This window comes from Streptomyces endocoffeicus, from assembly GCF_016741935.1.
Lineage (GTDB): Bacteria > Actinomycetota > Actinomycetes > Streptomycetales > Streptomycetaceae > Streptomyces > Streptomyces endocoffeicus.
The window spans coordinates 1-24,949 of sequence record NZ_JAERRG010000029.1 but is presented as its reverse complement, the minus strand read 5'-3'; the positions used below and the strand labels follow the sequence as shown (position 1 = coordinate 24,949).

Sequence of the window (24,949 nt, the reverse complement as noted above, 5' to 3'; positions counted from 1 at the left end):
CCGCCATGGCGCATGGGCGGGGCTTCCGCATGCCGCGGGGCGGTCAGATGCCGTAGCGCTCGGCCACTTCCTTCGCCGCCGTCGGCTTGGCCTCGCCCCGGCGGGCGAGGCGGTTCAGGGCGGTGGTCACGATGGCCGGGGCTTCGACGCCGAAGTGGCGGCGGGCGGCTTCGCGGGTGTCGGAGAGACCGAAGCCGTCCGTGCCGAGGGAGTACCAGTCCTGCTCACCAGATCCGGCGGCGTGCCGAAATCCTCAAAACCCTCCCGTTCGCCGAGCCGGATCACCCGATCGACGCCATGGAGTACGCCCCGCTGACGGCCGACTGCGCGCGTGTCCGGGGCGAGCGCATCAGCCCGTACGAGGAACCCCTGCACCGCCCATTCACCCGACTGACCGAGGGACTGGCCGAGCACGGGGCCCGCGTGGTCGTGACGGGACTCGGCGGGGACGAAATGGTGGCCCTCTCGCAGGACGAGTACCCCCACAAGTCCATGGGCGAGATCAGCGACGCGCTTCCCTGGGTCGGCCGACGAGCACGGGCGGCGCTCGAGTACGCGGACGACGGCATCGCACCACCCGCCGCGGTCAACAGCATGACCTTGCTGTCTCTGGAGACCACGGCGCCCGTGCTGATGCGAGCCGGCATCTGGCCCCTGCACCCCTTCGCCGACCCCGGCATGGTCCAACTCGGCGAGTGGCTTCCCATGCACTGGCGCGAGCTCAAGCAACTTCAGCGGCGACGCCTCGCCTCACTTGGGCTGAGCCCGGACGTCACCGAGTCCCGCGTGCGGGAGTCTTTCGCAGAAGTCGTCCAACACTCACTGACCACGCACGCCCGGCAGTGGTTCGCCCGGATGCTCACCGACGGTTCCCCACTCTTCGATGACCAGCTGGTCGACCCTGATGGCCTGCGCCTGGCCGTGCGACGACTGGCCGAAGAGCCCTACCGCGAAGACGGTGACGCGCAGCTCCTCGAAGTGCTGGATCTGCACTTCGCCGCCCGAGCCTTCCTGTAAACCATGCGGCAACCACACCGGTTTGCCGCCGACCGACCCCAGGAGACACGGTGTTCGCAATGCGCCCGGCCACGGCCGACGACATCCCTGCCGTAGAGAACATGATCCTCGCTCGCTCTGCATGGCTGGAGGAGCGAGGACATCCGAGCTGGCGTGAGAACGCTACCGAACTCGCACGGCAGGCAGAGAACTCTGACGGTGACGTGTGGGTCCTCGCCGAGGACGGCGGACAGGTCATCGGGTGCACCACCGTGCAGGAACAGACCCCACCCTGGGGCTGGACGCAAGACGAACTGAACGAGTCGGCCCACTACCTCTACTCGACAGTCACCGACCCGGCGCACTGTACGAAGAAGCCGGGAACCGTCATGGGACTGTGGGCGGTTGACCGGGCCGCCCGGGAGGGGAGGGCATGGGTCCGTCGTGGCTGCAGCCTCCCCGAATTGGTGAGGTACAACGAGACCCAGGGCTTCAGCCTGGTGCACGAAGTGCAGCGCACGAACAACCGGGTCTACCTACTGGCCCGACGGGCCGAGCGCATCGCTGACCTCGAAGAGAGGTTCCAGGCTCTGTAGCCGCTCCGCATCCGGGCTTCCCGAAACCGGGGCTCCGCCCCTGGACCCCCGGATCCCGGGGGCTGGGCGGAGCCCCACCACGTGGCGGAGCCGCATATCGATGCTTCGGGAAGGGGCGGGGAGGGGAACAGCCCGCCGCAGGCGTCACGAACCGCCAGACACTACTTATCCCGCGGCCGGGGCGGGGGTGAAGGTGACCGGGAGGGAGACCAGGCAGCGGTACCAGAGGGAGTCCATCCACTGGAGCTCGTCGGGTTCGACCGCCAGCTCCAGGTCCGGCACCCGGTCCAGCAGCACCTCGATCGCCGTCTCCGAGATGATCTTGCCCAGGTCGGGCGCGCCCACCGGGCATCCGTAGTCGCCGCCGGTGAAGGACACATACGCGTTGTTCCCCGCGTAGCCCGCCCCGCTGTCGGGCCACAGCAGCGGGTCCGCGTTGGCGGCGGCGAGGCCGAGGACGAGGAGGTCACCGGCGCGGATGCGCTGGTCCCCGAGCGTGGTGTCGCGGGTGGCGAAGCGCCCGATGACGTTCTGGAGCGGGGAGTCCGCCCACAGCACCTCGTTCATGGCCTCGCCGATGCTGCGGCGGTTGCCCGCGAGGGTCATGGTGAACCGGTCGTCGGTGAGCATCAGCCGGACGGTGTTGCCGATCCAGTAGGACGTGGCGGGCATGCCCGCGGCGATCATCACCATCAGGTCCCCGACGAGTTGCTCGTCGGTGAGGTCCGGGGAGTTCCGGATGTACCGGGAGGTGACGTCCGGGCCCGGCTCTTCGCGCTTGGCCGCCACCAGCCGCTGCACCACCTCGGCGGCCCGCTGCTGGGCCGCCATGGCCTCGTCGCTGGAGAGCAGCGAGACGGTCACCGCCTCCGCCATGTACTCCAGCTGGTCCTCGGGCAGGCCGAACATCTGGCCCATGGCGAGGGCGGGCACGGAGTAGACGTAGTCGAAGACCAGGTCCGCCTTGCCGCTGCCGACGAACTTGTCGATCAGCGAGTCGGCGAACCGCTCGCAGTGCCTGCGCAGTTCGAAGGGGTCGACGGAGGCGAGGGCGTCGCTGACGGCCGCCGAGCGCCGCCGGTGCTCGTCCCCCTCCGTGAAGTGGATCATGGGGCTGTGGGCCACCCAGGGCATGAGTGGCCAGTCGGACGGCACCTCGTCCCAGCGGTTCCAGCGGCGTGAGTCGCGGCCGTAGGTCTGGACGTCGGTGACGACCTGGCGTATCTCGCGATAGCCGAGGATGAGCCAGGCGGGGACGTCGGACTCCAGCAGGACCGGGGCGACCTGTCCGTGGTCGCGCCGCATCCGCTCATAGCTCTCGGCGGGATTCCGCAGGTACCGCTCCCCGTACAGCAGCGCGGGTCCGGCGGAGGAGGGGTCGGTGTGGGCGGGGCAGCCGGGGGGCGGCGCCGCCGGGCCCGGATCGCCGGGCGCGTCCTCCGCGCCCGGTGGGTCCTGAGTGGCCTGAGGGGCCGGAGTGGCCTGAGGGGCCGGAGTGGCCTGAGGGGCCGGAGTGGCGGGAGAGTCCTGCGGGTCCTGGAGGTTCGTCACAGCGGTCTTCCTCATGGCGGTGGAGCAGCGCGGCCGTCCGGGGGTGCACGGCAGTGGCACAGGCGCACAGGCTAACCAAGCGAACGGATCAGGCCAACTGTCCTGACATTACCGGCCGGTGAGGGCAGGTCAGCCCAAGGCGCGGGCCGGTGCCGTCAGCCCAAGGCGCGGGCCAGCGCCGTGGCCGCCGCCGCGCGGGGCGCGCTGTCGCCGGGGCGGCGGCGCGGATGCACGGTGGTGGCGAGCAGCACCAGATAGGCCCCGCGGGCCCGGTCCACCACCAGGCTGGTGCCGGTGAACCCGGTGTGTCCCGCGGCGCCCGGCCCCGCCAACTCCCCCATGAACCACGGCTGGTCGACCTCGAAGCCCAGCCCCGGCGCGGTCAGCATCAGCTCGGTGGACTCCGCCGACAGCATGGGCCCGCCCCCGGCCAGCAGCGCCCGGCACAGCACGGCCAGGTCCCCGGCGGTCGAGAAGAGCCCGGCGTGCCCGGCGACCCCGCCCAGCGCCCAGGCGTTCTCGTCGTGCACCACGCCCCGCAGCATCCCCCGGTCCAGCTTGCCCCAGGGCCGCCGCTGGTCCTCGGTGGCCGCGATCCGGGGGAGCCAGGAGGCGGGCGGGTTGAAGCGGGTGCCGGTCATGTCCAGCGGGCCGGTGACCGTCTCCTGGACGAGCCGGTCCAGCGGCTGTCCGGCCGACCGTTCCAGGACGCGCTGGAGCAGCAGGAAGTTGAGGTCGGAGTAGCGGCGCGCGGTGCCGGGCGGGGTGGCCGGCGGCTCGGCGGCGAGCCTGGCCAGCGCCCGCTCCCGCCCGTCCTCCTCGTACAGCGGCAGTTCGGGGATCAGCCCGGAGGTGTGGGTGAGCAGTTGCCGCACGGTGATGCCGTGCTCGGCGGCGGCCGTGCACTCCGGGGCGTACCCGGCCACCCGCCCGTCCAGCGCGATCAGCCCGCGCTCGACGGCCCGCAGCGCCACGATCGTGGTGCACAGCTTGGTGAGCGAGGCGAGGTCGAAGACGGTGTCGCGGCGCACCGGCACCCACCGCTCGCGGGGCAGTTCCACGCCCCGGTCGGAGGCCTCGTCGTACGCCGCGTACCGCACCGCCCAGCCGAAGCACTCCTCGGCCAGCGGGCCGGAGCCGGTCCCGGCGGCCAGCGCCACCCCGGAACACCAAGGGCGCTCCCCCTCGGGAAGCGCCCTGACGGTCTCCAGCAGCCGGGTCAGACCACGGTCACGCTGTGCTTCGTACGTCGCTGCCACGGACGGCAGAGTCCCATGAAGCAGGCCATGGCCGCGAGCGCGCAGGCCAGCTGGACGACGGCCATCGGCACCGCCGTGGTCTCGCCCGCGATCCCGACCAGCGGGGAGGCGACCGCGCCCAGCAGGAAGGTGGAGGTGCCCAGCAGCGCGGAGGCGGAACCGGCGGCGTGCGGGGTGCGCATCAGCGCCGAGGCGTTGGTGTTCGGCATGGCCAGACCCATCGACGACATCAGCACGAACAGGCAGGCCGCGACCGGCCCCAGACCGGCCTCGCCGAAGACCCCGGCGGAAAGGATCAGCAGCGCGGTCGCCGCGAGGGCGATCAGCGTCAGCGCCACGGTCAGCACCTTGTCCATGTTGACGCGGCCGACGAGCACCCGGCCGTTGATCTGGCCCATGCCGATGAGGCCGATCGAGTTGAGCCCGAAGAGGAGGCTGAAGGTCTGCGGCGAGGCGCCGTAGATCTCCTGGACGACGAAGGACGAACCGGAGACATAGGCGAAGAGGGCGGCGAAGGCGAAGCTGCCCGCGAGCATGTATCCGGCGAAGACGCGGTCGGCGAGCAGCCCGCGCATCGTACGGAGCGTCTGGCCGAGCCCGCCGTCCTGGCGGCGCTCGACGGGCAGGGTCTCGCCCAGGAAGCGCCAGACGACGAGGGTGAGCAGGGCGCCGATCACGGTGAGGAAGACGAAGACGCCGCGCCAGTCGGTAAAGCGCAGGATCTGCCCGCCGATGACGGGCGCGGCGATGGGCGCGACGCCGGAGATCAGCATGAGGGTGGAGAAGAAGCGGGCCATCGCGATGCCGTCGTACAGGTCGCGGACGATGGCGCGGGCGATCACGATCCCGGCCGACCCGGCGAGCCCCTGGAGCAGCCGGAACCCGATGAGCAGCTCGGCGGTGGGCGCGAAGGCGCAGATGGCGGTGGCGATGACGTAGATCACCATGCCGATGAGGAGGGGACGGCGGCGGCCCCACTTGTCGCTCATCGGGCCGACGACGAGCTGGCCGAGCGCCATGCCCATCAGGCAGGCGGTGAGGGTGAGCTGGGCGGTGGCGGCGGAGCTGTGGAGCGCGTCGGTGACCTCCGGCAGGGCCGGGAGGTACATGTCCATCGAGAGGGCGGGGAGAGCGGTGAGCCCGCCGAGGACGAAGGTGACGAGGAGGCTCGTACGGCGCTGCGCGGTCAGCGGAGCGGTGACCTGGGGCGCGGCGGCGGAGGAGGGGGGAGAAAGGGGGTCGGGTCTGTGAGCCCGGGAGGGAGCGGCGGCCGTTTGGCCGGGCTGCTGCATGCTGACCTTCCATGAGTCGTTGAATCGTTGTCTATGCTCTCAGCTGAATTGGAGTGCTCACGACCGAATAAGCACCGAACAAGCCAGGGGTGAGGATGTCCGGACCGAAGGTCGCGCCCGTGCGGTGGGGGATTCTGGCGACCGGTGCGATCGCCGCCTCGTTCGCCACGGATCTGCTGGAGATGGCGGACGCGCAGGTCATGGCGGTCGGCTCGCGCCGGCCGGAGTCGGCGAAGCGGTTCGCGGAGCGGTTCGGGATACCCCGGGCGTACGGCGGCTGGGAGGAGCTGGCCGCCGATGACGACATCGATGTGATCTATGTCGCCACCCCGCACTCGGCCCATCGGGCGGCGGCCGGGCTGTGCCTGGAGGCGGGGCGTGCGGTGCTGTGCGAGAAGCCGTTCACGCTCAATGTCCGCGAGGCCGGGGAGCTGGTGGACCTCGCCCGGGCCCGGGGCCGCTTCCTGATGGAGGCGATGTGGACGTACTGCGATCCGGTCGTCCGCCGGATGACCGAGCTGGTCCACGACGGCGCGATCGGCGAGGTCCGGGCGGTCCACGCGGACTTCGGGCTGCCCGGCCCGTATCCCCCGGACCACCGGCTGCGCGATCCGGCGCTGGGCGGCGGCGCCCTGCTGGACCTCGGCGTCTATCCGGTGTCCTTCGCGCAGCTGCTGCTCGGCGAGCCGGACGAGGTGCGGGCGGTGGGGCGGCTCTCCCCCGAGGGCGTGGATGTGAACACGGGTCTGGCACTGGGCTGGGACAGCGGGGCGGTGGCGCTGCTGTCCTGCTCGATCACCGCCGATACGCCGATGACGGCGGCGGTGACGGGCACGGCGGGGCGGATCGAGTTCCCGCGCGGCTTCTTCCACCCGGAACGGTTCGTACTGCACCGGCCGGGCCGGGATCCGGAGGAGATCACGGCGGTGGACGGGCTGCGCTCCTACCAGCGGGAGGCGGCCGAGGTGATGCGCGCGCTGCGCGCGGGCGAGACGGAGTCCCCGCTGGTGCCGCTGGACGGCACGCTGGCGGTGATGCGGACCCTGGACGCGGCGCGGGAGCGGCTGGGGGTGCGGTACCCCGGGGAGGGCTAGTGGCTCGAGCCACTGGTGCTGTGACCGGGATGGTTCACCGTGATCGGAAGGCGGCTCGCGGGATGAGCGCACGCGAAACGGCTGGTATTACTGGGGCATGTAGGAAGAGATTGCACGCTCCGCGATCGACACGTTCATCTCCGCGTTCAACGCCTCGGACGACAACTATGTGACTGCCCTGCTCTCCCAGGCCCTGACCTCAGACGTGGTCTTCTGGGGGCCGTTGGGTCGCAGCGAAGGAATCGCGGCGGTCGAGCGGTTCGTACTGGACATCCGGCGCCACCCGGCGGGGACCGGCACGATGGTGCGCTGCTCGGCGGTGGACATGCCTGACGAGTGGGCCCGGTACCAGTGGGTCTTCACCACGCCGGATGGAGGCCCCCGCCTGGCGGGAACGGACGTCGTCCATCTGCGGCGGAGCCTCATCGACCAGGTCATCGTCTTCGCGGGGGAGATCGAGCCGTCCGCCTCCTGAGTCATCCTTCTGCCGCTGCCCTTCTCCTGAACTCGCCCCCTTCGGCGCTCGGGGGGCTGCGGTTCGCGGTTGGTCAGGCTGCGGTGTTGAGGGGGCGTCCGCCCCAGCGGATGCCCTTCTCGCTGCGGACGCGGGCGCGTTCCTTGCGTTGGGCGGTGAGTACGTCGGGGTGGCGGGCGTTGGTATTGCGCCAGCGCAGGTAGCGGTGCAGTGCCCGGGTTTGCGTGGGGTGGCTGCGGTGGTGGGAGTTGGCCAGGGTGAACTGCCGCAGCGGGCCGAAGTGGGCCTCAATCGGGTTGGCCCAGGATGCGTAGGTCGGGGTGAAGCACAGCTCGACCGGACTACGAGTTCTACGCCCGATATCTGCGACGCCCCGGGCTCGTGACCGCGTGGCTGAACATGTACCGAGCGCTGCGCACCAACGTCGAACAGAACAAACAGCTCCGGGCCAAGGGAAAGCTGCCGATGCCGGTCCTCGCGATCGGCGGACAGAAGGCTCTGGCCGGAAGCATCGCCGACCAGTGGCGCGACTACGCGACGCACGTCGAAGGAAGGGTGATCCGTGGTTCCGGCCACTGGATCACCGAGGAAAAGCCGCATGAACTGACCACAATGCTCCGCCAGTTCCTCCGCTGACCGCCAACGGCCCCGGGCCCACATCTCTTCGAGAGCTGGCCCGGCACGCCGGCCGACACCGCGCGCCCGCGCCTGTCCCGCGGCACCGCCGCCTCATCGCGGCAGCCTTCATCACCAACAGCAACCATTCGGGTGCGGTACGTCGCTACACTCCCCTCAGCGGATGCCACACCCCTCGACCCCGAACGCGTCAATACGTCGTACGCGGAACCGGTCACGAGCCGCGTGAACTACCGCGCTTCACCGGGGGGCGAGCTGCGCGATGAGCGAAATTGCCGCGAAATGAAAGGGCGTTGGGGTGCTATTGGACACTGCTGCCACCGCAGTCGGCATGAACGCCGACCTGGTCAAGGGCTTACAGACCACAGGCAGGATCACCAGTCCGCAGGTCGCCGCGGCGTTCACTGCCGTGCCTCGGCACCTGTTCGTCCCCGGCGTTCCGTTGGAGGACGCCTACCGCGACGATGCGGTGTTCACCAAGCGCGACACAGACGGTAAGCCGGTCAGTTCGGTCTCCGCGCCATGGCTGGTGGCCACGATGCTGGAGCGCCTTCGGGCTCGGCCGGGCGACAGGGTGCTGGAAGTGGGTTCCGGCGGCTACAACGCGGCACTTCTCCGCCAACTGGTCGGTGATGGAGGCCGCGTGACAAGCCAGGACATCGACCCGGAAGTGATCGACCGGGCCGCGAGGTGCCTTGAGGCTGCCGGGTGCACGGATATCCGGCTGGTAACCAACGACGGACACTTCGGAGTCCCCGACGGCGCCCCATACGACCGCATCGTGGTAACCGCCCAGGCCACGACGATCGCCCCCGCCTGGCTGGAGCAGCTCACCGACGAAGGCCGTCTGGTGGTCCCGCTGCGGCTGCGGGGACTGGGACGCTTACTCACCTTCACACAGGAGAGTGGCCATTGGCGCGGTGACGGCTGGGACCTGTGCGGCTTCGTACGCATGCGCGGGCAGGCGGCGAAGGATCCAGTGGCCACGACGCTGCTCGGTGACGACGTGCGGCTGCGGTGGGACGGCGGGGCGCAGCCCGATGCCGCCGCCCTGACCGAAGCCCTGGCGGGCAAGCGTCATGAGGTGTGGACCGGGGTGACGGTCGGCGTCACCGAGGGCACCCGGCCCGTCGTGGACGTGTGGCTGGCGACGGTGCTGGATGTCTTCGGGCGCCTGCACGTGGACCGCCAGACCCTCGACCGTCCGGGCGGAGCGTGGACGCTGCCCGGAGGCAGCCCCGTCACCTGGAGCGCGAACACCCTCGCCTATCTGACGATGCGCCCGGTGGGCACGGACAATGCCCGGTTCGAATACGGCGTCGCCTGGCACGGCCGCGACGAGACCCTGGCCGAGGATTGCGCCCGGCATCTGCGCGTATGGGACCACGACCACCGTGGTGGCCCCGGACCGGCGCTCCACCTCCACCCCGAAGGCTCCGAGTGCCTGCCCGCCGCCGGGCGCGTGTTGGACGGCCCTGGACTGCGCATGGTGCTCGCCTGGCCCTGAGCACCCGCCGATCCCCGATCTCCCGGGCCGCAACGGCTCGGGGCGCACCATCACCTTCGACGCGCAGAAAGGAGGTTGACATGGACGCTGCCCTGCTTGAGGTGTTCCGTCTGGACGCGACGAACACCCGTCTGTCCGAGATCCGGAACGGCTTCGCCGAGACCGATGGCGACACCGACGGCGACACCACCGGCGACGGCTGCGGGCCGTCCCCGCCGCAGGGACCCACTACCGGGTGCCTGATCCCCGACGCCCGGTAGCAACCAGCGGTCCGGATGAACGTCGGAGTGGCGCGGCCACCGTCCGCGCCACCCCGACCAGCGAGAGCCAGGGGGCATAGTGCCAGGAGAAGTCTTCACGTTCGACCCGGTAGCGATGGCCCGCATCCCTCTGCTGGCCTCTGGCGCGAACCAGGAGGACGGGCTGTTCGCGGAAGGTCTGTTCCTCGCCTCCCGTTCCTTGGAGCAGGCGCCCAACGACTCGCACCGGGCCGCCGTGACGCGCACCGCCTACGCGATTCGAGCGCGGACGCGTACGACCCCCCATGGCGTGTGGTGCGCGGTTGCCGCGGCCCGGCTGGAAGGCAACCGGAGTGTGCTCCGCCTGGGCAAGCGCCACCAGACGGTCACCGTGCCCAGCCCGCAATGGTTGCTGAGCTTCGCCGACCGCGTGTTGGAGTTACCGGGCGTGGTGCCGACGCTGGCCCTGACGGTGAACAATCTCGTGGTGCGCCGCGGGACCCGGTACGAGGTCGAGCACCCTGGCCCGGACGGTAGCGGACATCTCGGCACTGTCCGGGTCACCCAGCTGTCGGAATGGCTGCTGGAGGTATGTGCCGACCGCACCTCGGGGAGCGACGTCATCGCGGCCGTCGTGAACCGCTACCCGGGCGCGACCGCCGAGGCCGCCCAGGCGGCGGTGGTGCACATGATCCGAACGGGGGTCCTGCTGAGTGATCTGCTTCCCGAAGACCTGCGCGGCGACCCGCTCGGACACCTGCTGCGCAAGGTCCCCGAACCCGTGCCCGAGCACGGGCTCCTCATCCGGTTACGGCGGCTGCTCGGCGAAGCCGACCAGCACCGGCCCGGCGCGGCACAGCGGCTGACGCTGCTGCGCTCGGCCCGGGATTTCACCGACCGCCTCCACTCCGTCGAACGGCCGATCACGGTCGACACGCTGGCTGACGCCGATATCCAGCTTCCTGCTGCCATCGGCGTGAAGGCCGCACAGGCCGCGGCAGCCCTGTGGCGAATCAGCCACCGCGCCCCACCGCTGCGTCCTTGGACGGAGCGGTTCACGACCACATACGGGCACCACCGCATGGTGCCGCTCCTGGAGGCCATCGACCCAGCCATCGGGATCGGGCCGCCCGGTCCGGACGACGCCATCGCGGCCACCGCCGGGATCGGTGAACAGCGCGATCGAGTCCTGGCCTCGCTCCTCACGGACGCCCTCGTACACGGGCGATGCGAGGTCGAGCTGACCGAAGCACACATCGAACAACTGGATCACGGAACGGGCCTACCGCCGCGCAGCGCGGAGATCCACGTACGCCTGCTGCCCGAGCCGGGAAACTCTTCCAGGCTGATGGTCGGCCATCACGCCGCCCAGCAGGCCGGATCAGCCGCAGGACGGTTCGCGCGATGGCTGTCCCAACTGGCCCCGACCGCGAAGGACGGCAAAGCGGTTGTCGCAGAGATCGTCTGCCGCCCCCTCACCGCCAGGACCGCCGCACTCGCGGTCGAGTCCGGGTTCGCCCCGTACCGCATCCCGGTCGGCTGCCCGGCCCGTGACGGCGACCTTCACCTCGACGACTTGGCGATCACCGCCGTCGCCCGACACCTGAGGGTGTGGTCGCTCACTCTGCAACGGCAGGTCGTACCAGTATTGTTCAGCCGCATCACCCGCGGCCTCCTCCCGCCCACCGCCCACCTGCTGCACTTGCTCGGCCACGTCGACGAGCGGCCCTGGCATACCTGGTCGTGGGGACGCGGCTCTTGCTTCCCCTACACCCCACGGGTTACGTACCGCGGCACCATCCTGGCCCCGCAGCGCTGGATTCTGCCGGACGGCCTGGTGACCGCCGCGGCCAAGCGGTCGACCTGGTGTCCGCGCCTGGCCGCCTGGCTCGCCCGGACGCACCCGCCGGTCCCTGAGGCGGTCGTGGCCGAGGAGTCCGACCGTCAACTGCCCCTTCATCTGCGCGACACCGACCACCAGGAGATCCTGCGACGCACCGTGCTGCGCGGGGCCCGATCGCTTACCGAAGCCCTTGGACACCACGATCACGAGCCGGCCGTCGAGGGCCCTCATGGCCGCCATCCTCTCGAACTCGTCATCGCTCTCCACCGCCGCGCCCAGCCTCCCCCCGCTCGCATCGATCCGCGCACCGCGCTCAGACCTCGCTCAGCCGATACCCGCGCCCACGGGCGCGACTGGTTATCCGCCGCCATCCCGGTCTCCGCCCGTCACCAAGACGCCGTACTCCAGCAGCTTCCCCCAGTACCGGCCGCAGCAGGGCTGTTCTGGCTCCGCTACGACACCCCGGCCCTCGGCCCGCACCTCCGCCTGCGCTACCACGCTGACCCCGAGGCGCTGAACCGCCTGCAGCACACCCTCGCACAGTGGGCAGCCGACCTCGCCGAGCAGCGCCTGAGCAGCGGACACCTCTACTACGAGCCCTACGTACGCGAGACGCAGCGCTACGGTGGCCCCCATGCCATCGAAGCGGCGGAAGCCGTTTTCGCCGCGGACAGCGCCCTCGTTCTGGCTGCGCTCCGTGACCTCAGAGCTGAGGAGGACCGGCTTCTGCTTGCCGCCCGCTCCGCGGCCGCGATCGCCCGGACCGTCGCCTCACCGACGGCGGCCCGTGGCGGCCTGCTCACCCCTGCCGAACGCCGCCGACGGGAACAGCTCCGCGATCCGGCCCGGTTCGGCGCCATACCAGCCCGGCTCGCCATGGTCTGGACGGCACGACAGGCAGCGCTGGACGGCTATCGAGTATCTCTTCCCACCCTGCAAACAGCCGAGCGCTGCGCGTCGGACTTGATCCATATGCATTGCAACCGGCTTCTCGGCCCCTACCCCGGCCACGAACGCATCGCCCGCTCCCTGGCCACCGACCTCCTCCACTCCCATGGCTGACCCCGCCGCGACCGTGGAACACGTCGTCCGTACCGTCGCCGACCCCACGCACATCACCACGGCCGTCAGCCGGAGCGCGGCGTCGACCCTGAACGACGGGCTTCCCGGAACCGCCCTGCTGCTTGCCGCGCTGTCCCCCACGGACCCGAGCCTCGCACCGGCAGCCGAACACCACTGGGACGCTGCGGCTTCACTACTGGCCGGTGCGCCACCTGACGGCATCTACAGCGGTCCAGGAGCACTCGCCGCCTCTCTCCTCATCGGCAGCGCCTACCTGCCCGAACCGCGTGTCCAACGCACAGCCCTGGAGCACGCCACGTCCTGGCTGGCCGCACGGGCCCAGGGCCTCGCCCACCACCAGCGCAAGCGTCTCAGCGGCGGGCAGCGGGGCACTCCCTGGGGCGTCTACGACGCCATCAAGGGTCTTTCCGGCATCGGCCGGATCCTGCTCGCCGCCGACCAGACGGGTCATGCTCCCGCCGTACCGGGACTGACCGACGCACTCACCGCACTCACCGAAATGATCAACACTCCGGTGGGGCATCTCCCGGGCTGGTGGCTCCCCGCCCACGACCACCTCCTCCCCGTCGCCGGCGCCCTGTCTCCCTCCGGTGCGGCCACCACCGGTCTCGCCCACGGCATCGCCGGGCCGCTCGCCTTCCTCTCCCTCGCCGCCGTCGCCGACCGCACCGTTCCAGCGCAACTGGACGCGATCCGTACCGCGGCAGCCTGGCTCCTGCGCTGGTCCGCCCCCGGCGGTTCCTGGCCCGCGCACATCAGCGGCGACGCACTGCGCCAACCCCCGAACCGCGACCACCTGGCCACCGCCCCTGGCAGGCGCGACGCATGGTGTTACGGCGCAGCGGGCATCGGCAGTGCGCTCACGCACGCCGGACGGGCACTCCACGACGGCGAACTCGTCCACGCAGGACAAACAGCCGTTGCCTCCCTCGCGCAACGCCCGGCCGAACACTGGGACACCGACGGCCCCGGGCTGTGCCACGGAACCGCCGGAGTCCTCCAAGCCATTCACCGCAGCGGCTGCTCCCAGGCCGGGCGGCGGGCCGCGGCCCTCACCACGCCCCTGCTCCCACCAGATGGGAACCAGGACATCAGGTCAGGGAACCTGGGCTTCCTCACCGGCGCGACGGGCGTGGCACTCGTCCTGGCGGAAACCCAGGGTTTACTGCCCACCACGAACACCATCGCCTGGGATGCCCTTCTCCTCCTGAGCTGATCACTGCTGGGTACGTTTTCGTCACCAGTCCCGTCAGACCTGCTTCAGGCCGGGGTTCCCGGCCTCGCTGACGAACGACGCCGCCGTGGTGAGCGGCGCGCCCTGGGTCGTGACCGCGGGGACAGTCTTGTAGTCGGCCCGTGCCCGCTCCTCGTCCAGCGAGACGGTCACATAGCCGCGCCGGCCGTTGTAGAACTTCATATGCGGGTTGGCGGCCATGTAGGTGGCCCAGTTGTCGGGCTTGTCGGCGCCGTCCTTGCCGCTGCTGACGGAGGTGCCGACGAACTCCACGCCCAGGGTCCGGGAGCCCGCGTCGTCGAAGTCCTTCTTGATGTCGAAGGCGTAGTGCACATGGACATCGCCGGTCAGGACGACGAAGTTGTCCAGGCCCGCCTTCTCGACACCGGCCAGGATCCGCTCCCGGGAGGCGGGGTAGCCGTCCCAGGAGTCCATGGAGAGCTTGGAGCGCGCGGCCGTGGTGTTCTTCCGCTGGGAGAAGGTGACCTGCTGCGGCAGCACGTTCCAGGTGGCGGTGGAGCGCTGGAAGCCGTCGAGCAGCCAGCGCTCCTGGGTGGCGCCGGTGAGGGTGCGCGAGGGGTCCTCGGACTCCGGTCCCGGGTACTGCCAGCCGTCGCCGTACGCCTGGTTGGAGCGGTACTGGCGGGTGTCGAGGATGTCGAACTGGGCCAGCTTGCCGTAGTGGAAGCGGCGGTAGAGCCGCATATCGGCGCCGCTCGGCTGCTGCGGCATGCGCAGCGGCATGTTCTCCCAGTACGCCCGGTAGGCGGCCGCCCGGCGGATCAGGAACTCGTCCGACGGGCCGCCGTTCTCGTCGATGTCGCCCGCGTAGTTGTTCTCGGTCTCGTGGTCGTCCCAGGTGACGTACCAGGGGAAGGCGGCGTGGGCGGCCTGGAGGTCCTCGTCGGACTTGTAGAGCGCGTAGCGCAGCCGGTAGTCCCCGAGGGTCATGGTCTCTTTGTTGAACACCGCGGGGAGGGTGCGGTCGGTGTAGCCGCGGGCGCCGCCCGCGGCGTTGACCGCGTACTCGTACTGGTAGTCGCCCACGTGGAAGACGGCGTCCAGGTCCTCCTGCGCCAGGTGGCGGTAGGCGGTGAAGTAGCCGTCGTGGTACGCCTGGCAGGACACCAGGCCGAAGCGGACCTCCTGGACCTTGGCGCCCTGGGCGGGGGTGGTGCGGGTGCGGCCCACCGGGCTGGTCCAGTTCCCGGCCTTGAAGCGGTACCAGTAGACGCGGCCCGGCTCGAGCCCCTTGGCGTCCACGTGCACCGTGTAGTTGAACTCGGCGTGCGCGGTGCTGGTCCCCCGGCGGGCGACGCGCTGGAACTTCTCGTCGCGGGCGATCTCCCACTCGACCTTGACGGTGCCCTCTTCGGGCAGCCCGTTGCCCGGCTCGTAGGGGCGGGGCGCCAGCCTGGTCCACAGCACGACGGCGTCGGGCAGCGGGTCGCCGGAGGCCACGCCGAGCGTGAACGGGTTGTCGGCGAGGGCGCGCGGCGACACCTGCGCGGCGTGGGCGCTGGGCAGGTTGGTGGTGAAGGCGAGCGCGGCGGCGGCTCCCGTCACGGTGAGGAAGCGGCGGCGTCCCAGACGGGCGGCCGCGGCTCGTATGGCGCGCTGATGCGAGTCATGTGCCATGTGCTCTCCCCTGGCTCGTGGCGTCAGAGGAATTGGAGTGTCGGGGGACGGCCGGGCGTTTGCGTGCACACGACATTGATATGACCGCTCGGTGAGTTCCGTTGCCGGAAGGGACCTTTACCGCGAATCGGCCCACTCCCACGGCGAACTGACATGCCGACTGACGTGCCGACTGACGTGACGTACGCTGCGGCGGCATGAGCGACGGTCGTGTGTCGGTGGTGTCGAAAGTGGCGGTGGTGACGGGCGCGGGCTCCGGGGTCGGCCGGGCCGTGGCGCTCGAACTCCTCGAGGCGGGCTGGTCGGTGGTGCTCGCGGGGCGCCGCGAGGAGGCCCTGACCGAGACGGCGCGGCTGGCCGGTGGCGGCCCCCCGGCCCCGGTGGTGCCGACGGACGTGGCGAGCCCGGAGCGGGTGGACGCGCTCTTCGCGGCGGTACGGGAGCGGTTCGGACGGCTGGACCTGCTGTTCAACAACGCGGGCAGCTTCGGCCCGCGCGGCGTGCCGCTGGAGGATCTGTCCTACGAGGACTGGCGGTCGGTCGTGGACACCAACCTCACCGGGGCGTTCCTGTGCGCACAGGCGGCGTTCCGGCTGATGCGGGACCAGGATCCCCGGGGCGGACGGATCATCAACAACGGCTCGCTCTCGGCACATGTGCCCAGGCCGGACAGCGTGGCGTACACGGCCACCAAGCACGCCATCACGGGGCTCACCAAGTCGCTGTCGCTGGACGGACGCCGATACGGCATCGCCTGCGGGCAGATCGACATCGGCAACGCGGCGACCGAGATGACCGAACGGATGTCCGCCGGTGTGCCGCAGGCGAGCGGGGAGGTGGTGGCCGAGCCCGTGATGGACGTCGCGGACGTGGCACGGACGGTGCGGCATATGGCGTCGCTGCCCCTGGAGGCGAATGTGCAGTTCGCGACGGTCATGGCGACGGCGATGCCGTACATCGGCCGCGGCTGACGGATGAGGGAACGTCACCCGTCGTAGATAACCCTCCGGTTGTGGAGATAGTGTGAGGATGCGGGCAATTCACCCCATCGGCACAGCGGTTCCCGGACACCCCGTCGCCACCCCCCGGACTGTTCGAGGACCGCTCGATATGGCAGGGTCGTTTCCACCGCGCCACATCCTTCACCGCTGCCCCACCACCGCTCCACCACTGCCCCACCATCGCCTCACCACCGCCCCGCCATCGCCCCACCATCGCCCCACACCGGCATCCGAACGAAGAGAGACCGCCGTGCGTTCTCTGCCGCTCACCTTGGTCGCCCGCCTGCTGCCCGTCGCCGTCCTCGCCGCCGTGGGGGTGGCCATGACGACGTCGGACGACTCGGATACGAGCGCCACCCCGGCGGGCCCCTCCCCGCAGACCTCGGCCCCGGCGACCGGCACCGCCGCGCCGCGCTACGCCAAGCCGCCCGAGGAGGCGTGCACGGTCCTCCCGGAGTCGATGATCAAGGACCTGGTGCCGGGCGCCAAACCGGCCGGGAACGAGCTGAAGTCCAGCGACCTCAACCGCCGTACGGGCTGTTCCTGGCACGCGCTGGACGACTTCGACTACCGCTGGCTGGACATCGCCTACGACGTCAAGAGCGTCGCGGGGAAGCAGAAGAGCGAGGGCGGCAGCGCGGTGCCCGGCCTCGGCGACGACGCCTCGGTGACCGAGAAGACCACCAAGGACGACGACCAGGGCATACGCGAGGCCGTGGTGACGGTCCACCAGGACAACGCCACCGTCACCGTGACCTACAACGGCGGCGACTTCGAGAGCCACAAGGCCGCCGACTCCGATGACATCCGTAAGGGCGCCATCGACGCGGCCAAGAAGGCGCTCGCCGCCCTCGACGGCTGATTGTTTTGCGCGGCTGATTGTTTTACTCAGTCTTTGAGGGTCTTTGAGGGTCTTTGAGGCTCGTTGCTCGGTCCTTGATGAACATCAGCAGTACGGAAGTGTCCTTCCGAGTGAACGGTTACGATCGCGGGCATCGCAACCGAACTCTGGAGTCCCACCGTGCCCGCCGCCCCCGAACCACGCCTGGGTATCGCCATCCTGACCATGGGCAACCGGCCCAGAGAGGTGGCCGCCCTGCTGGAGTCGGTCGCGAAGCAGGATCTGCCCCCGGCCCGCGTCGTGGTCGTCGGCAACGGCTCGCCGCTCCCGGAGTTCCCGGAGTTCCCGGGCGAGGTGACCACGGTCGAGCTGGCGGAGAACCTCGGGGTCTCGGGCGGCCGTAACGTCGCCTGGCGGCGGCTGCGCGAGTTCGGCGACGTGGACGTGGTCGTCGACCTCGACGACGACGGGCTGCTGGTGGACGCCGACGTCTTCCGCCGGGTGCGCGATCTGTACGCCGACGACCCGCGCCTGGGCATCGTGAGCTTCCGCATCGCCGACGAGACGGGCGAGACCCAGCGCCGCCACGTACCCCGGCTGCGCGCGTCCGACCCGATGCGCGGCGGCGAGGTGACCACCTTCCTCGGCGGCGCCCACGCCCTGTCGATGGCGATGCTCGAGCAGATCGGCGGCTGGCCGGACGCGTTCTTCTTCACCCATGAGGAGACCGACCTCGCCTGGCGGGCCCTCGACGCGCGCTGGAAGGTCGTCTACGCCCCCGAACTGCTGCTCCAGCACCCCCGGACCTCCCCCGCCCGGCACGCCGTCTACCACCGGATGACCGCCCGCAACCGGGTCTGGCTGGCCCGCCGCCACCTGCCGCTGCCGCTGGTGCCGCTCTACCTGGCCGCCTGGACCCTGCTCACGCTCGCCCGCACCCGCTCCCTGACCGGGCTGCGGGCCTGGGCGGGCGGCTTCCTGGAGGGCCTGCGCACCAGCTGCGGACGGCGCCGTCCGATGCGCTGGCGCACGGTCTGGCACATGACCAAGCTGGGCCGCCCACCCATCATCTGACGCCCCGGCAGCCCGGCCGACGGGCGCGGGCGCCCGGGAGCCCGGCAGCCCGGCAACCCGGCAGCCCGGCAACCCGGGCGACGGCCTTACGGGGTCAGCCCGTGGGCACCGACGGCTCTACGGGGTGTCCGGCGGTTCTGTTCCCCTACCCGCCCCTTCCCGTAACCAGGGGCTCCGCCCCTGGACCCCGCGCGGTCTGGGGCGGAGCCGCATATCCGTGCTACGGGAAGGAGCGGAGCCCCGGTCCAGGGCCTGGGGCGGAGCCCCCGTTTAGGGGCCTGGAGAGGAACCCCGGTTTCGGAACCTGGGACGAAGCCCTCGTTTCGGGACCTGGAGAGGAGCCCCGGTCCGGGGTCCGGGGCGAAGCCCCGCGGAGTCCGGGGGCAGAGCCCCAGCAGGGTCCGGGGCGGAGCCCCAGCAGGGTCCGGGGCGAAGCCCCAGCAGGGTCCGGGGCGAAGCCCCAGCAGGGTCCGGGGCGAAGCCCCGGTGGGGGCTGGGGCGGAGCCCCGGTTTCGGGAAGGGGCGGGGAGGGGAACAGCTCGCCGCAGGCGTCACGATCCGACGGACCCCCCGCCCCCTAAGGCGCCAGCCCGAGCGCGGGGAAGACCGACGCCTCGAGGAAGCGCGTCAGGTACATGCGGTCGGCGGCCCGACCCTCGAGCAGGTGGCGGACCCGCATCGCACCGATCAGCTGGGTGGGGACGAACTCGAGCGCGGGATTGTCCGCGGCCACCTCGCCGCGCTCCACGCCCCGGCGGACCATCGTCTGGATCGTCTTCACCTCGTGCTCGATCAGCGCGGCACGCAGCGCCTGGAGCAGATCGGGGTTCTGCAGCGCGGCGTGCCCGAGGGCGTACACCAGCGCGGTGTCACCGCCGCACACCTCCCCCGCCTCGCCCACGGCCTCCGCGACGGCGCGCAGATCGCCCGCGAGGGAGCCGGTGTCGATGCCCTCCAGCGCGAAGGGGCGCTTACAGGAGCGCAGCGCGGCGACGACGAGCTGGGGTTTGGTGCACCACTGCCGGTAGAGGGTGGAGCGGCTGGCGCGGGTGCGGGCGGCGACCGCCTCGATGGTGAGGGCCTCGTAGCCGCCCTCCTGGAGCAGATCGAGGACCGCCTGATAGAACTCCTGCTCCCGCTCGGGCGTGATCTTGGAACGGCGCTGCGGCGCGGCCGTCTCCGGGCTCTGCACGGCCGTCTCCGGGCTCTGCGTCGCCATCGGGTCCTCCTCCTCGGTCCACCGGACTCCGGCTCCCCTCCCGACCACGCAGTGTACCGACACATCCGTGTACCGATACGCCCTTGTACCGATACGGCCCCGCACCGGTACACTCTCGTATCGATACGTCTGTGTGCCGATAGTGCCACCGGTGGCAGGCAGACAGTGCCCAGAGGAAGGCACGGTGGATGAACCCGACCGTCATAGCCGTCGCGCTCGCGCTCGCCTCGGCCGTCGCCTACGCGACGGCGGCCGTGGCCCAGGAGCGGCTGGCCGCGGGCGGCCGGCCGGACCGCATGCCGCGGCTGCTGCTGCGCGGCGCCTGGTGGGGAGCGGTCGGCCTCAACTCCACCGGTGCCCTGCTGCATGTGGCCGCGCTGCGGTACGGACCGCTCACCCTGGTCCAGCCGCTCGGCGCGCTGACCCTGGTGGCGGCCGTCCCGCTGGGCGCGCGGCTCGCGGGGCGGCGGGTGGTCCGGGACGAGTGGCGGGGCGTGGTCCTCGCGCTGCTCGGCCTCGGCGCCCTGCTGCCGGTCACCGCAGGGGAGACCCCGCGCGAGACGCTGAGCCTGCCGGAGGCGGTCGGGCTCGCGGCCGTCGTGCTGGCGTTCATCGGGCTGTGCGTCCGGCCGGGGCGCAGGGGTCGCGGAACGCCGGGCCGGGGCCTGCGCTTCGCCACCGCGTCCGGGGTCGCCTCCGGCGTCGCCTCGGCGCTCACCCAGACCCTCACGGTCGCGCTCGCCGACTCCCGCGCCCCCGAGGCGGCCCTGGTGTCCTGGCGGACCGCGGTCGTGGCCGTGCTGGTCGCGGTCTTCGCGGTGAGCGGTCTGCTGCTGTCCCAGAGCGCCTACGGCAGCGGTCTCGGCGCGCCCCTGGCCACCCTGACCCTCGCCAACCCGGTGGCGGCGGCCGCCATCGGGATCGTGCTGCTGGACGAGCGGTTCCGGGGCGGCCCGGGCGGCTGGGCCCTGGCCGCCCTGGGCGCGGCGGCGGCCGCCCGCGGGGTGGTCCTGCTCTCCCGGGCTCCGCAGTCGGGGGCGGGGGCGGGGGCGCGCGGGGACACCGTGGTCGTACGAGAGTCCGCCGTACGCGAGCCCGCCGTACCCGAAGCCCCCGTGGCCGTACCGGAGACCGCCCCCGCCCTGCGAAAGACCGTCGTACGGCAGGCCGTCGCACGAGAGGCCCTCGCCCCCGGCGAGCCCCGGCGCGAGCCCGCCGCCGTCCCCCGGGAGCCGGTGCCCACGCCCCCGTGATCCCCCGTGGTCCTCCGTGGTCACCCGTGATCCCCCGTGATCCCCCGTGGTCCTCCGTGGTCACCCGTGATCCCCCGTGATCCCCCGTGGTCCTCCGTGGTCACCCGTGATCCCCCGTGATCCCCCGTGGTCCTCCGTGGTCCCCCGGGATCCCCCGTGATCCCCCGTGGTCCTCCGTGGTCCCCCGGGATCCTCCGGGCGTCGCGGGACCCGCCGCCGTAAGGTTGACCGCATGGTGGACGCGAATGTGTCGACCTCGGCCGAGACCGCTGAGCAATCGCTGGAGGAGCTGCTCAGGGCCGCCCACGAGGCATCCCCGACAGAGCTCCCGCTGGCCCTGGACCGCTACACCGAGGCCATGAACATGGGCCGCGCGGTCGTCTTCCTGATCGACCTCCGGCAGCGGCTGCTGATGCCGCTCGAGGAGGGCGAGCCGCGCCTGGAGCTCGATCACTCCCTGGCCGGATTCGCCTACCGCACCGATTCGGTGCGGGTCGAGGAGGAGAGCACGGGCGGGCTCACCGTATGGCTGCCGCTGCTGAACGGCGCCGAGCGGCTCGGGGTCCTGCAGCTGCGGATGGCCTCCCTGGACGGGCTCAGGCTCTGGCGCTGCCGGACGCTGGCCTCGCTCCTCGCCCTGGTCATCACGGCCAAGCGGACCTATATCGACACCTTCGCGCAGCGCACCCGCACCCGGTCCATGCAGCTGCCCACGGAGATGCTGCGGGCCTTCCTCCCGCCCCGCTCCATCGGCACCGGCCGGGTGGTCTCGACGGCCGTCGTGGAGCCCGCGTACGAGCTGGGCGGCGATGCCTTCGACCACTCGTTCACCGAGGACGTCCTGCACGCCACGATCCTCGACGCGATGGGCCACGACCTGGCGTCCGGGCTGACCACCTCCGTGGCGATGGCGGGCAGCCGCAACGCCCGGCGCACCGGCGCCGACCTGGCGGCGCTGGTCACCACCGTGGACGAGGCGCTGGCCAAATGGCTTCCGGACCAGTTCTGCACGGGCGTCTTCCTCCAGCTGCACATGCCCAGCGGGGCGCTGCGCTGGTCCAACTGCGGCCACCCCACCCCGCTGGTCATCCGCCGCCAGCGGCTGCTGGGCAAGGAGCTGGAACGGCCTGCCGAACCACCGCTGGGGCTGCCCGCGTGGCTGTCGGACGCGCCCCGCCAGATCTATGAGACGACGCTGGAGCCCGGTGACCGCGTCCTGCTCTACACCGACGGGGTCGTGGAGTCGCGCGACGAGGGAGGCGAGCAGTTCGGTCTGGAGCGCTTCGCCGACCACATCATCCGCTCGACGGCCGCCGGGCAGAACGCCCCCGAGATGCTGCGCCTGCTCATCCACGCGATCCTCGACCACCGGCACAGCGAACTCAGCGACGACGCCACGATTTTGATGATCGAGTGGCATCCGCCGGGTCCATGAGCCGTCGACCCGATGTCCGATGATGACGCCTCCCGACCCCACAGCCCGCCGCGTCCGGCCGGACCCGCCGCCCGGCCCGGACCCGCCGCCCGGCGCCCCCGGCCTGGCCACGGCCACGGTCGACGACCACGGCGTGCTGACCGGGTGGAGCGAGGGCGCGCGGCGGCTGCTGGGCTACCGCGCCGAGGAGGTCGTGGGGCGGCCGGCGGCCGAGCTGCGCGCCGAGCCGACCGCCGGGGACAACGCTGAGACGGCCGCCAGGGACAGCGGCGGGGACACCGCCCGGGACAGCCGCGGGGACACGGCCAGGGGCACCGCCCGGGGCACCACCGGGGACACCGGCGAGGGCGCCGGGCCGTGCCTGGCCCACGGGCCCCGTTGGAGCGGCCGCATCGCGCTGCGCCACCGGGACGGCCATCGGCTGGAGGTCGAGCTGCTGGCCCACCGCGGCCCGCCGGACGACGGACCCGCGGGCTGGCTCCTGGTCTCCGCCGCGCCCCGGGAACCACCGGAGCCGGTCACCCCCGCGGACCACGCCTTCGCCCAGTGCCCCTGCGTCCTGGCGCTCTTCGACACCGAGCTGCGGCTGGCGCGGGCGAACGCCGACATGCAGGCCGCCACCGCCCGCAGCGAGGAGCAGATGCGCGGGCTGCGGCTGACCGAGCTGGTGGGCCACGGGGAGAGCGACCGGGTCGAGCGGGCCATGCGGCAGGTGCTGGAGAGCGGCGAACGGCTGGAGCTGGAGACGCATCTGCGGGGGCCCGGTGAGCGCGATGAGCACGCCTGGTCGGTCTCGCTGGCCCCGCTGGCCAACCGCACCGGAGGGCTGCGCGGCGTGTGCTTCGCGGCCCGCGACACCACCGCCGAGCAGGAGGCCCGGCAGCGGCTCCAGCTGCTCAACGAGGCGGGGGCGCGGCTGGGCAGCCATCTGGACCTGGACCGGATCGCCCAGGAGCTGGCCGAGGTGGCGGTCCCCCGGCTCGCCGACTTCGCCAGCGTCGATCTGCTCACCTTCCTCCACGAGGGCGACGAGCCCCCGGAGGGGCCGCTGCGCGCGCCCGTCACCCTGCGGCGCGCGGCCCACCGGTCCATCCTCGACGGCGCCCCCGAGGCGCTGGCCGACGTCGGGGGCCTGGCCACCCACCCCGAGCACTCCCCCACGGCGGCGTGCCTGCTCAAGGGCCGGGCCGCCCGGCACCAGGTGACGCCGTCCCTGCTGGCGAGCTGGGAGACCAAGGATCCCGGCCGGGCCGCCCGTATCCGCGAGCACGGAGTGCACTCGGTGATCGTGACGCCGATGCGCGCCCGCGGGGTCATCCTCGGCACGGCCCTCTTCGCCCGCCACCGCACCCCGGCGCCCTTCACCGACGACGACACGCTGCTGGCCGAGGAGCTCACCGCCCGGGCGGCCGTCTGCGTGGACAACACCCGCCGCTATCTGCGCGAGCGCGGAACGGCCGAGGCCCTCCAGCGCAGCCTGCTGCCGCAGCGGCTGCCCGAGCTGACCGCGCTGGAGATGGCCTCGCGCTATCTGCCCTCGGGCGCCTGGGCCGGGGTGGGCGGCGACTGGTTCGACGCGATCCAGCTGTCCGGCGCCCGCGCCGCCGTGGTGGTCGGCGATGTCGTGGGGCGCGGCATCCACGCGGCCGCCACCATGGGGCGGCTGCGCACCGCCGTACGCACCCTGGCCGATATCGATCTGCCCCCGGGGGAGCTGCTGACCCACCTCGACGACATGGTCACCCGGCTGTACTCGGACGAGAAGCCCGAGCGCCTGTGGTCCTTCGGCGCCACATGTCTGTACGTGGTCTACGACCCGGTCTCGCGCCGCTGCTCCATCGCCGCGGCGGGCCACCCCGCGCCGCTGGTGATCAGCCCGGAGGGCACCGCCGACGTACTCGGCCCGCCCATCGGTCCGCCCCTGGGCCTGGGTGAACTGCCCTTCGAGATCATGGAGACGGAGCTGCCCGAGGGCAGTCTGCTCGCCCTCTACACCAACGGCCTGATCAACGGCCGTGAGCGCGAGATCGGCGACGGGCTCGAGACGCTGCGCGACGTCCTGAGCCGTCCCGCCCCCTCCCTGGACGCGCTCTGCGACGACGTCCTGCGGGCCCTGCCCCCGGCCCATCCCGAGGACGACATCGCCCTGCTCCTCGCCCGCACCCGGGCGCTCCACTCCGACCGGGTCGCCACCTGGGACATCCCGGCGGACGCGCCCGCCGTCGCCGAGGCCCGCCGGAGCACCACCGAGCAGCTGATCGACTGGGGTCTCGAGGAGACCGTCTTCACCACCGAGCTGATCGTCAGCGAACTGGTCACCAACGCGATCCGCTACGGCCGCCCGCCGATCCGGCTGCGGCTGATCCGCGACCGCGACCTCATCTGCGAGGTCTCCGACGCCAGCAGCACGGCACCCCATATGCGGCGGGCCCGGGTCTTCGACGAGGGCGGCCGGGGCCTGATGCTGGTGGCCCAGATGGCGACGCGCTGGGGCACCCGGCAGAGCACGGACGGCAAGACGATCTGGGTCGAGCAGGACGTCTCCACGGGCTGAAGGGCCCCGCCCCGGCTCCCCCGTCCCGGGGGCGCACTCGGGCCACCGATATTCGACCCCGGGGCGCAGGGGCCAATTCCTGTCCGATTTGTCACCCTGGAAGGAGAGGCCCCGTCCACCGATCCGCTT

The 24,949-nt window shown here is 71.7% G+C and carries 20 protein-coding genes and 2 pseudogenes; 15 read left to right on the top strand and 7 right to left on the bottom strand.

What is annotated here, in order from left to right:
• Positions 1 to 43 precede the first annotated feature (43 nt).
• Positions 44 to 226, bottom strand: a pseudogene (locus JK364_RS43585) (hypothetical protein); the annotation flags it as partial.
• Positions 227 to 297: 71 nt separating this feature from the next.
• Here JK364_RS43585 and JK364_RS43580 point away from each other — a divergent pair.
• Together JK364_RS43580 and JK364_RS43575 are read left to right on the top strand one after the other, a co-directional pair.
• Positions 298 to 1,017, top strand: a complete 720-nt coding sequence (locus JK364_RS43580) for a hypothetical protein (protein WP_230993405.1) — start codon at positions 298 to 300, stop codon at positions 1,015 to 1,017.
• Between the two features lie 59 nt (positions 1,018 to 1,076).
• On the top strand, positions 1,077 to 1,592 hold the full coding sequence (locus JK364_RS43575) for a GNAT family N-acetyltransferase (protein WP_201857057.1): 516 nt from the start codon (positions 1,077 to 1,079) through the stop codon (positions 1,590 to 1,592).
• Positions 1,593 to 1,757: 165 nt separating this feature from the next.
• Here the strand turns inward: JK364_RS43575 and JK364_RS43570 are convergent, their stop codons facing one another.
• From JK364_RS43570 to JK364_RS43560, 3 genes are all read right to left on the bottom strand, one after another.
• Positions 1,758 to 3,143, bottom strand: coding sequence for a cytochrome P450 (locus tag JK364_RS43570; RefSeq protein WP_307841562.1), 1,386 nt, complete (start codon positions 3,141 to 3,143; stop codon positions 1,758 to 1,760).
• Between the two features lie 155 nt (positions 3,144 to 3,298).
• Positions 3,299 to 4,303, bottom strand: a complete 1,005-nt coding sequence (locus tag JK364_RS43565; RefSeq protein ID WP_201857056.1) for a serine hydrolase domain-containing protein — start codon at positions 4,301 to 4,303, stop codon at positions 3,299 to 3,301.
• A gap of 59 nt (positions 4,304 to 4,362) precedes the next feature.
• A complete protein-coding gene (locus JK364_RS43560) occupies positions 4,363 to 5,694 on the bottom strand; it encodes a multidrug effflux MFS transporter (protein ID WP_201856990.1) in 1,332 nt (443 codons plus the stop codon).
• 95 nt (positions 5,695 to 5,789) lie between these two features.
• Between JK364_RS43560 and JK364_RS43555 the strand changes: the two genes are divergently transcribed.
• Together JK364_RS43555 and JK364_RS43550 are read left to right on the top strand one after the other, a co-directional pair.
• Positions 5,790 to 6,788 (top strand): Gfo/Idh/MocA family protein, encoded by a 999-nt coding sequence (locus tag JK364_RS43555; protein WP_201856989.1) that lies wholly within the window; start codon positions 5,790 to 5,792, stop codon positions 6,786 to 6,788.
• 109 nt (positions 6,789 to 6,897) lie between these two features.
• Complete coding sequence (locus JK364_RS43550; protein ID WP_307841570.1) at positions 6,898 to 7,263, top strand: nuclear transport factor 2 family protein; 366 nt, start codon at positions 6,898 to 6,900, stop codon at positions 7,261 to 7,263.
• Between the two features lie 73 nt (positions 7,264 to 7,336).
• Here the strand turns inward: JK364_RS43550 and JK364_RS56035 are convergent.
• Positions 7,337 to 7,609, bottom strand: a pseudogene (locus tag JK364_RS56035) (IS630 family transposase); the annotation flags it as partial.
• A gap of 35 nt (positions 7,610 to 7,644) precedes the next feature.
• On the opposite strand from JK364_RS56035, the gene JK364_RS43545 reads away from it, so the two are divergent.
• The 5 genes from JK364_RS43545 (at position 7,645) to JK364_RS43525 (ending at position 13,787) form a co-directional block, all read left to right on the top strand.
• Positions 7,645 to 7,899: an alpha/beta fold hydrolase gene (locus JK364_RS43545; RefSeq protein WP_201856988.1), complete on the top strand. Its 255-nt coding sequence runs from the start codon at positions 7,645 to 7,647 to the stop codon at positions 7,897 to 7,899.
• 331 nt (positions 7,900 to 8,230) lie between these two features.
• Positions 8,231 to 9,406, top strand: a complete 1,176-nt coding sequence (gene fxlM, locus JK364_RS43540; RefSeq protein ID WP_201856987.1) for a methyltransferase, FxLD system — start codon at positions 8,231 to 8,233, stop codon at positions 9,404 to 9,406.
• An 80-nt stretch (positions 9,407 to 9,486) separates the two neighbouring features.
• On the top strand, positions 9,487 to 9,666 hold the full coding sequence (locus JK364_RS43535) for a hypothetical protein (RefSeq protein ID WP_201856986.1): 180 nt from the start codon (positions 9,487 to 9,489) through the stop codon (positions 9,664 to 9,666).
• A 115-nt stretch (positions 9,667 to 9,781) separates the two neighbouring features.
• Positions 9,782 to 12,550 carry a lantibiotic dehydratase gene (locus JK364_RS43530; RefSeq protein WP_201856985.1) on the top strand — a complete coding sequence of 923 codons (2,769 nt, stop codon included), beginning with the start codon at positions 9,782 to 9,784 and terminating at the stop codon, positions 12,548 to 12,550.
• Entirely contained in the window at positions 12,543 to 13,787 is a 1,245-nt protein-coding gene (locus JK364_RS43525) for a lanthionine synthetase C family protein (RefSeq protein ID WP_201856984.1), read from the top strand. Before JK364_RS43530 ends, JK364_RS43525 begins: the two co-directional genes overlap by 8 nt.
• Before the next feature lie 33 nt (positions 13,788 to 13,820).
• Here the strand turns inward: JK364_RS43525 and JK364_RS43520 are convergent, their stop codons facing one another.
• Positions 13,821 to 15,443, bottom strand: coding sequence for an alkaline phosphatase D family protein (locus JK364_RS43520; RefSeq protein ID WP_201856983.1), 1,623 nt, complete (start codon positions 15,441 to 15,443; stop codon positions 13,821 to 13,823).
• A 197-nt stretch (positions 15,444 to 15,640) separates the two neighbouring features.
• Between JK364_RS43520 and JK364_RS43515 the strand changes: the two genes are divergently transcribed.
• From JK364_RS43515 to JK364_RS43505, 3 genes are all read left to right on the top strand, one after another.
• The gene (locus tag JK364_RS43515) at positions 15,641 to 16,414 is read left to right on the top strand and encodes an SDR family oxidoreductase (protein ID WP_201856982.1); all 774 of its coding nucleotides are present in this window, start codon (positions 15,641 to 15,643) and stop codon (positions 16,412 to 16,414) included.
• Between the two features lie 280 nt (positions 16,415 to 16,694).
• Positions 16,695 to 17,306 (top strand): hypothetical protein, encoded by a 612-nt coding sequence (locus tag JK364_RS43510; RefSeq protein ID WP_201856981.1) that lies wholly within the window; start codon positions 16,695 to 16,697, stop codon positions 17,304 to 17,306.
• A 204-nt stretch (positions 17,307 to 17,510) separates the two neighbouring features.
• A complete protein-coding gene (locus tag JK364_RS43505) occupies positions 17,511 to 18,359 on the top strand; it encodes a glycosyltransferase family 2 protein (protein WP_201857055.1) in 849 nt (282 codons plus the stop codon).
• 577 nt (positions 18,360 to 18,936) lie between these two features.
• Here JK364_RS43505 and JK364_RS43500 read toward each other — a convergent pair.
• A complete protein-coding gene (locus tag JK364_RS43500) occupies positions 18,937 to 19,578 on the bottom strand; it encodes a TetR/AcrR family transcriptional regulator (protein ID WP_201856980.1) in 642 nt (213 codons plus the stop codon).
• A gap of 188 nt (positions 19,579 to 19,766) precedes the next feature.
• Here JK364_RS43500 and JK364_RS43495 point away from each other — a divergent pair, with 188 nt between their 5' ends.
• From JK364_RS43495 to JK364_RS43485, 3 genes are all read left to right on the top strand, one after another.
• On the top strand, positions 19,767 to 20,831 hold the full coding sequence (locus tag JK364_RS43495) for a DMT family transporter (protein ID WP_201856979.1): 1,065 nt from the start codon (positions 19,767 to 19,769) through the stop codon (positions 20,829 to 20,831).
• A 232-nt stretch (positions 20,832 to 21,063) separates the two neighbouring features.
• Positions 21,064 to 22,266 carry a PP2C family protein-serine/threonine phosphatase gene (locus JK364_RS43490; RefSeq protein ID WP_201856978.1) on the top strand — a complete coding sequence of 401 codons (1,203 nt, stop codon included), beginning with the start codon at positions 21,064 to 21,066 and terminating at the stop codon, positions 22,264 to 22,266.
• 22 nt (positions 22,267 to 22,288) lie between these two features.
• Positions 22,289 to 24,820: a SpoIIE family protein phosphatase gene (locus JK364_RS43485; protein ID WP_201857054.1), complete on the top strand. Its 2,532-nt coding sequence runs from the start codon at positions 22,289 to 22,291 to the stop codon at positions 24,818 to 24,820.
• Positions 24,821 to 24,949 lie beyond the last annotated feature (129 nt).

What these genes read in the sequence shown, in the direction of transcription:
- JK364_RS43535 (WP_201856986.1), top strand. Translation starts at nt 9,487, where the DNA reads ATGGACGCTGCCCTGCTTGAGGTGTTCCGTCTGGACGCGACGAACACC.
- JK364_RS43505 (WP_201857055.1), top strand. Translation starts at nt 17,511, where the DNA reads ATGGGCAACCGGCCCAGAGAGGTGGCCGCCCTGCTGGAGTCGGTCGCG.
- JK364_RS43530 (WP_201856985.1), top strand. Translation starts at nt 9,782, where the DNA reads ATGGCCCGCATCCCTCTGCTGGCCTCTGGCGCGAACCAGGAGGACGGG.
- JK364_RS43525 (WP_201856984.1), top strand. Translation starts at nt 12,543, where the DNA reads ATGGCTGACCCCGCCGCGACCGTGGAACACGTCGTCCGTACCGTCGCC.
- JK364_RS43575 (WP_201857057.1), top strand. Translation starts at nt 1,077, where the DNA reads ATGCGCCCGGCCACGGCCGACGACATCCCTGCCGTAGAGAACATGATC.
- JK364_RS43515 (WP_201856982.1), top strand. Translation starts at nt 15,641, where the DNA reads ATGAGCGACGGTCGTGTGTCGGTGGTGTCGAAAGTGGCGGTGGTGACG.
- JK364_RS43485 (WP_201857054.1), top strand. Translation starts at nt 22,289, where the DNA reads ATGACGCCTCCCGACCCCACAGCCCGCCGCGTCCGGCCGGACCCGCCG.
- JK364_RS43560 (WP_201856990.1), bottom strand. Translation starts at nt 5,694, where the DNA reads ATGCAGCAGCCCGGCCAAACGGCCGCCGCTCCCTCCCGGGCTCACAGA.
- JK364_RS43490 (WP_201856978.1), top strand. Translation starts at nt 21,064, where the DNA reads ATGGTGGACGCGAATGTGTCGACCTCGGCCGAGACCGCTGAGCAATCG.
- JK364_RS43580 (WP_230993405.1), top strand. Translation starts at nt 298, where the DNA reads ATGGAGTACGCCCCGCTGACGGCCGACTGCGCGCGTGTCCGGGGCGAG.
- JK364_RS43500 (WP_201856980.1), bottom strand. Translation starts at nt 19,578, where the DNA reads ATGGCGACGCAGAGCCCGGAGACGGCCGTGCAGAGCCCGGAGACGGCC.
- JK364_RS43555 (WP_201856989.1), top strand. Translation starts at nt 5,790, where the DNA reads ATGTCCGGACCGAAGGTCGCGCCCGTGCGGTGGGGGATTCTGGCGACC.
- JK364_RS43495 (WP_201856979.1), top strand. Translation starts at nt 19,767, where the DNA reads ATGAACCCGACCGTCATAGCCGTCGCGCTCGCGCTCGCCTCGGCCGTC.
- fxlM (WP_201856987.1), top strand. Translation starts at nt 8,231, where the DNA reads ATGAACGCCGACCTGGTCAAGGGCTTACAGACCACAGGCAGGATCACC.
- JK364_RS43520 (WP_201856983.1), bottom strand. Translation starts at nt 15,443, where the DNA reads ATGGCACATGACTCGCATCAGCGCGCCATACGAGCCGCGGCCGCCCGT.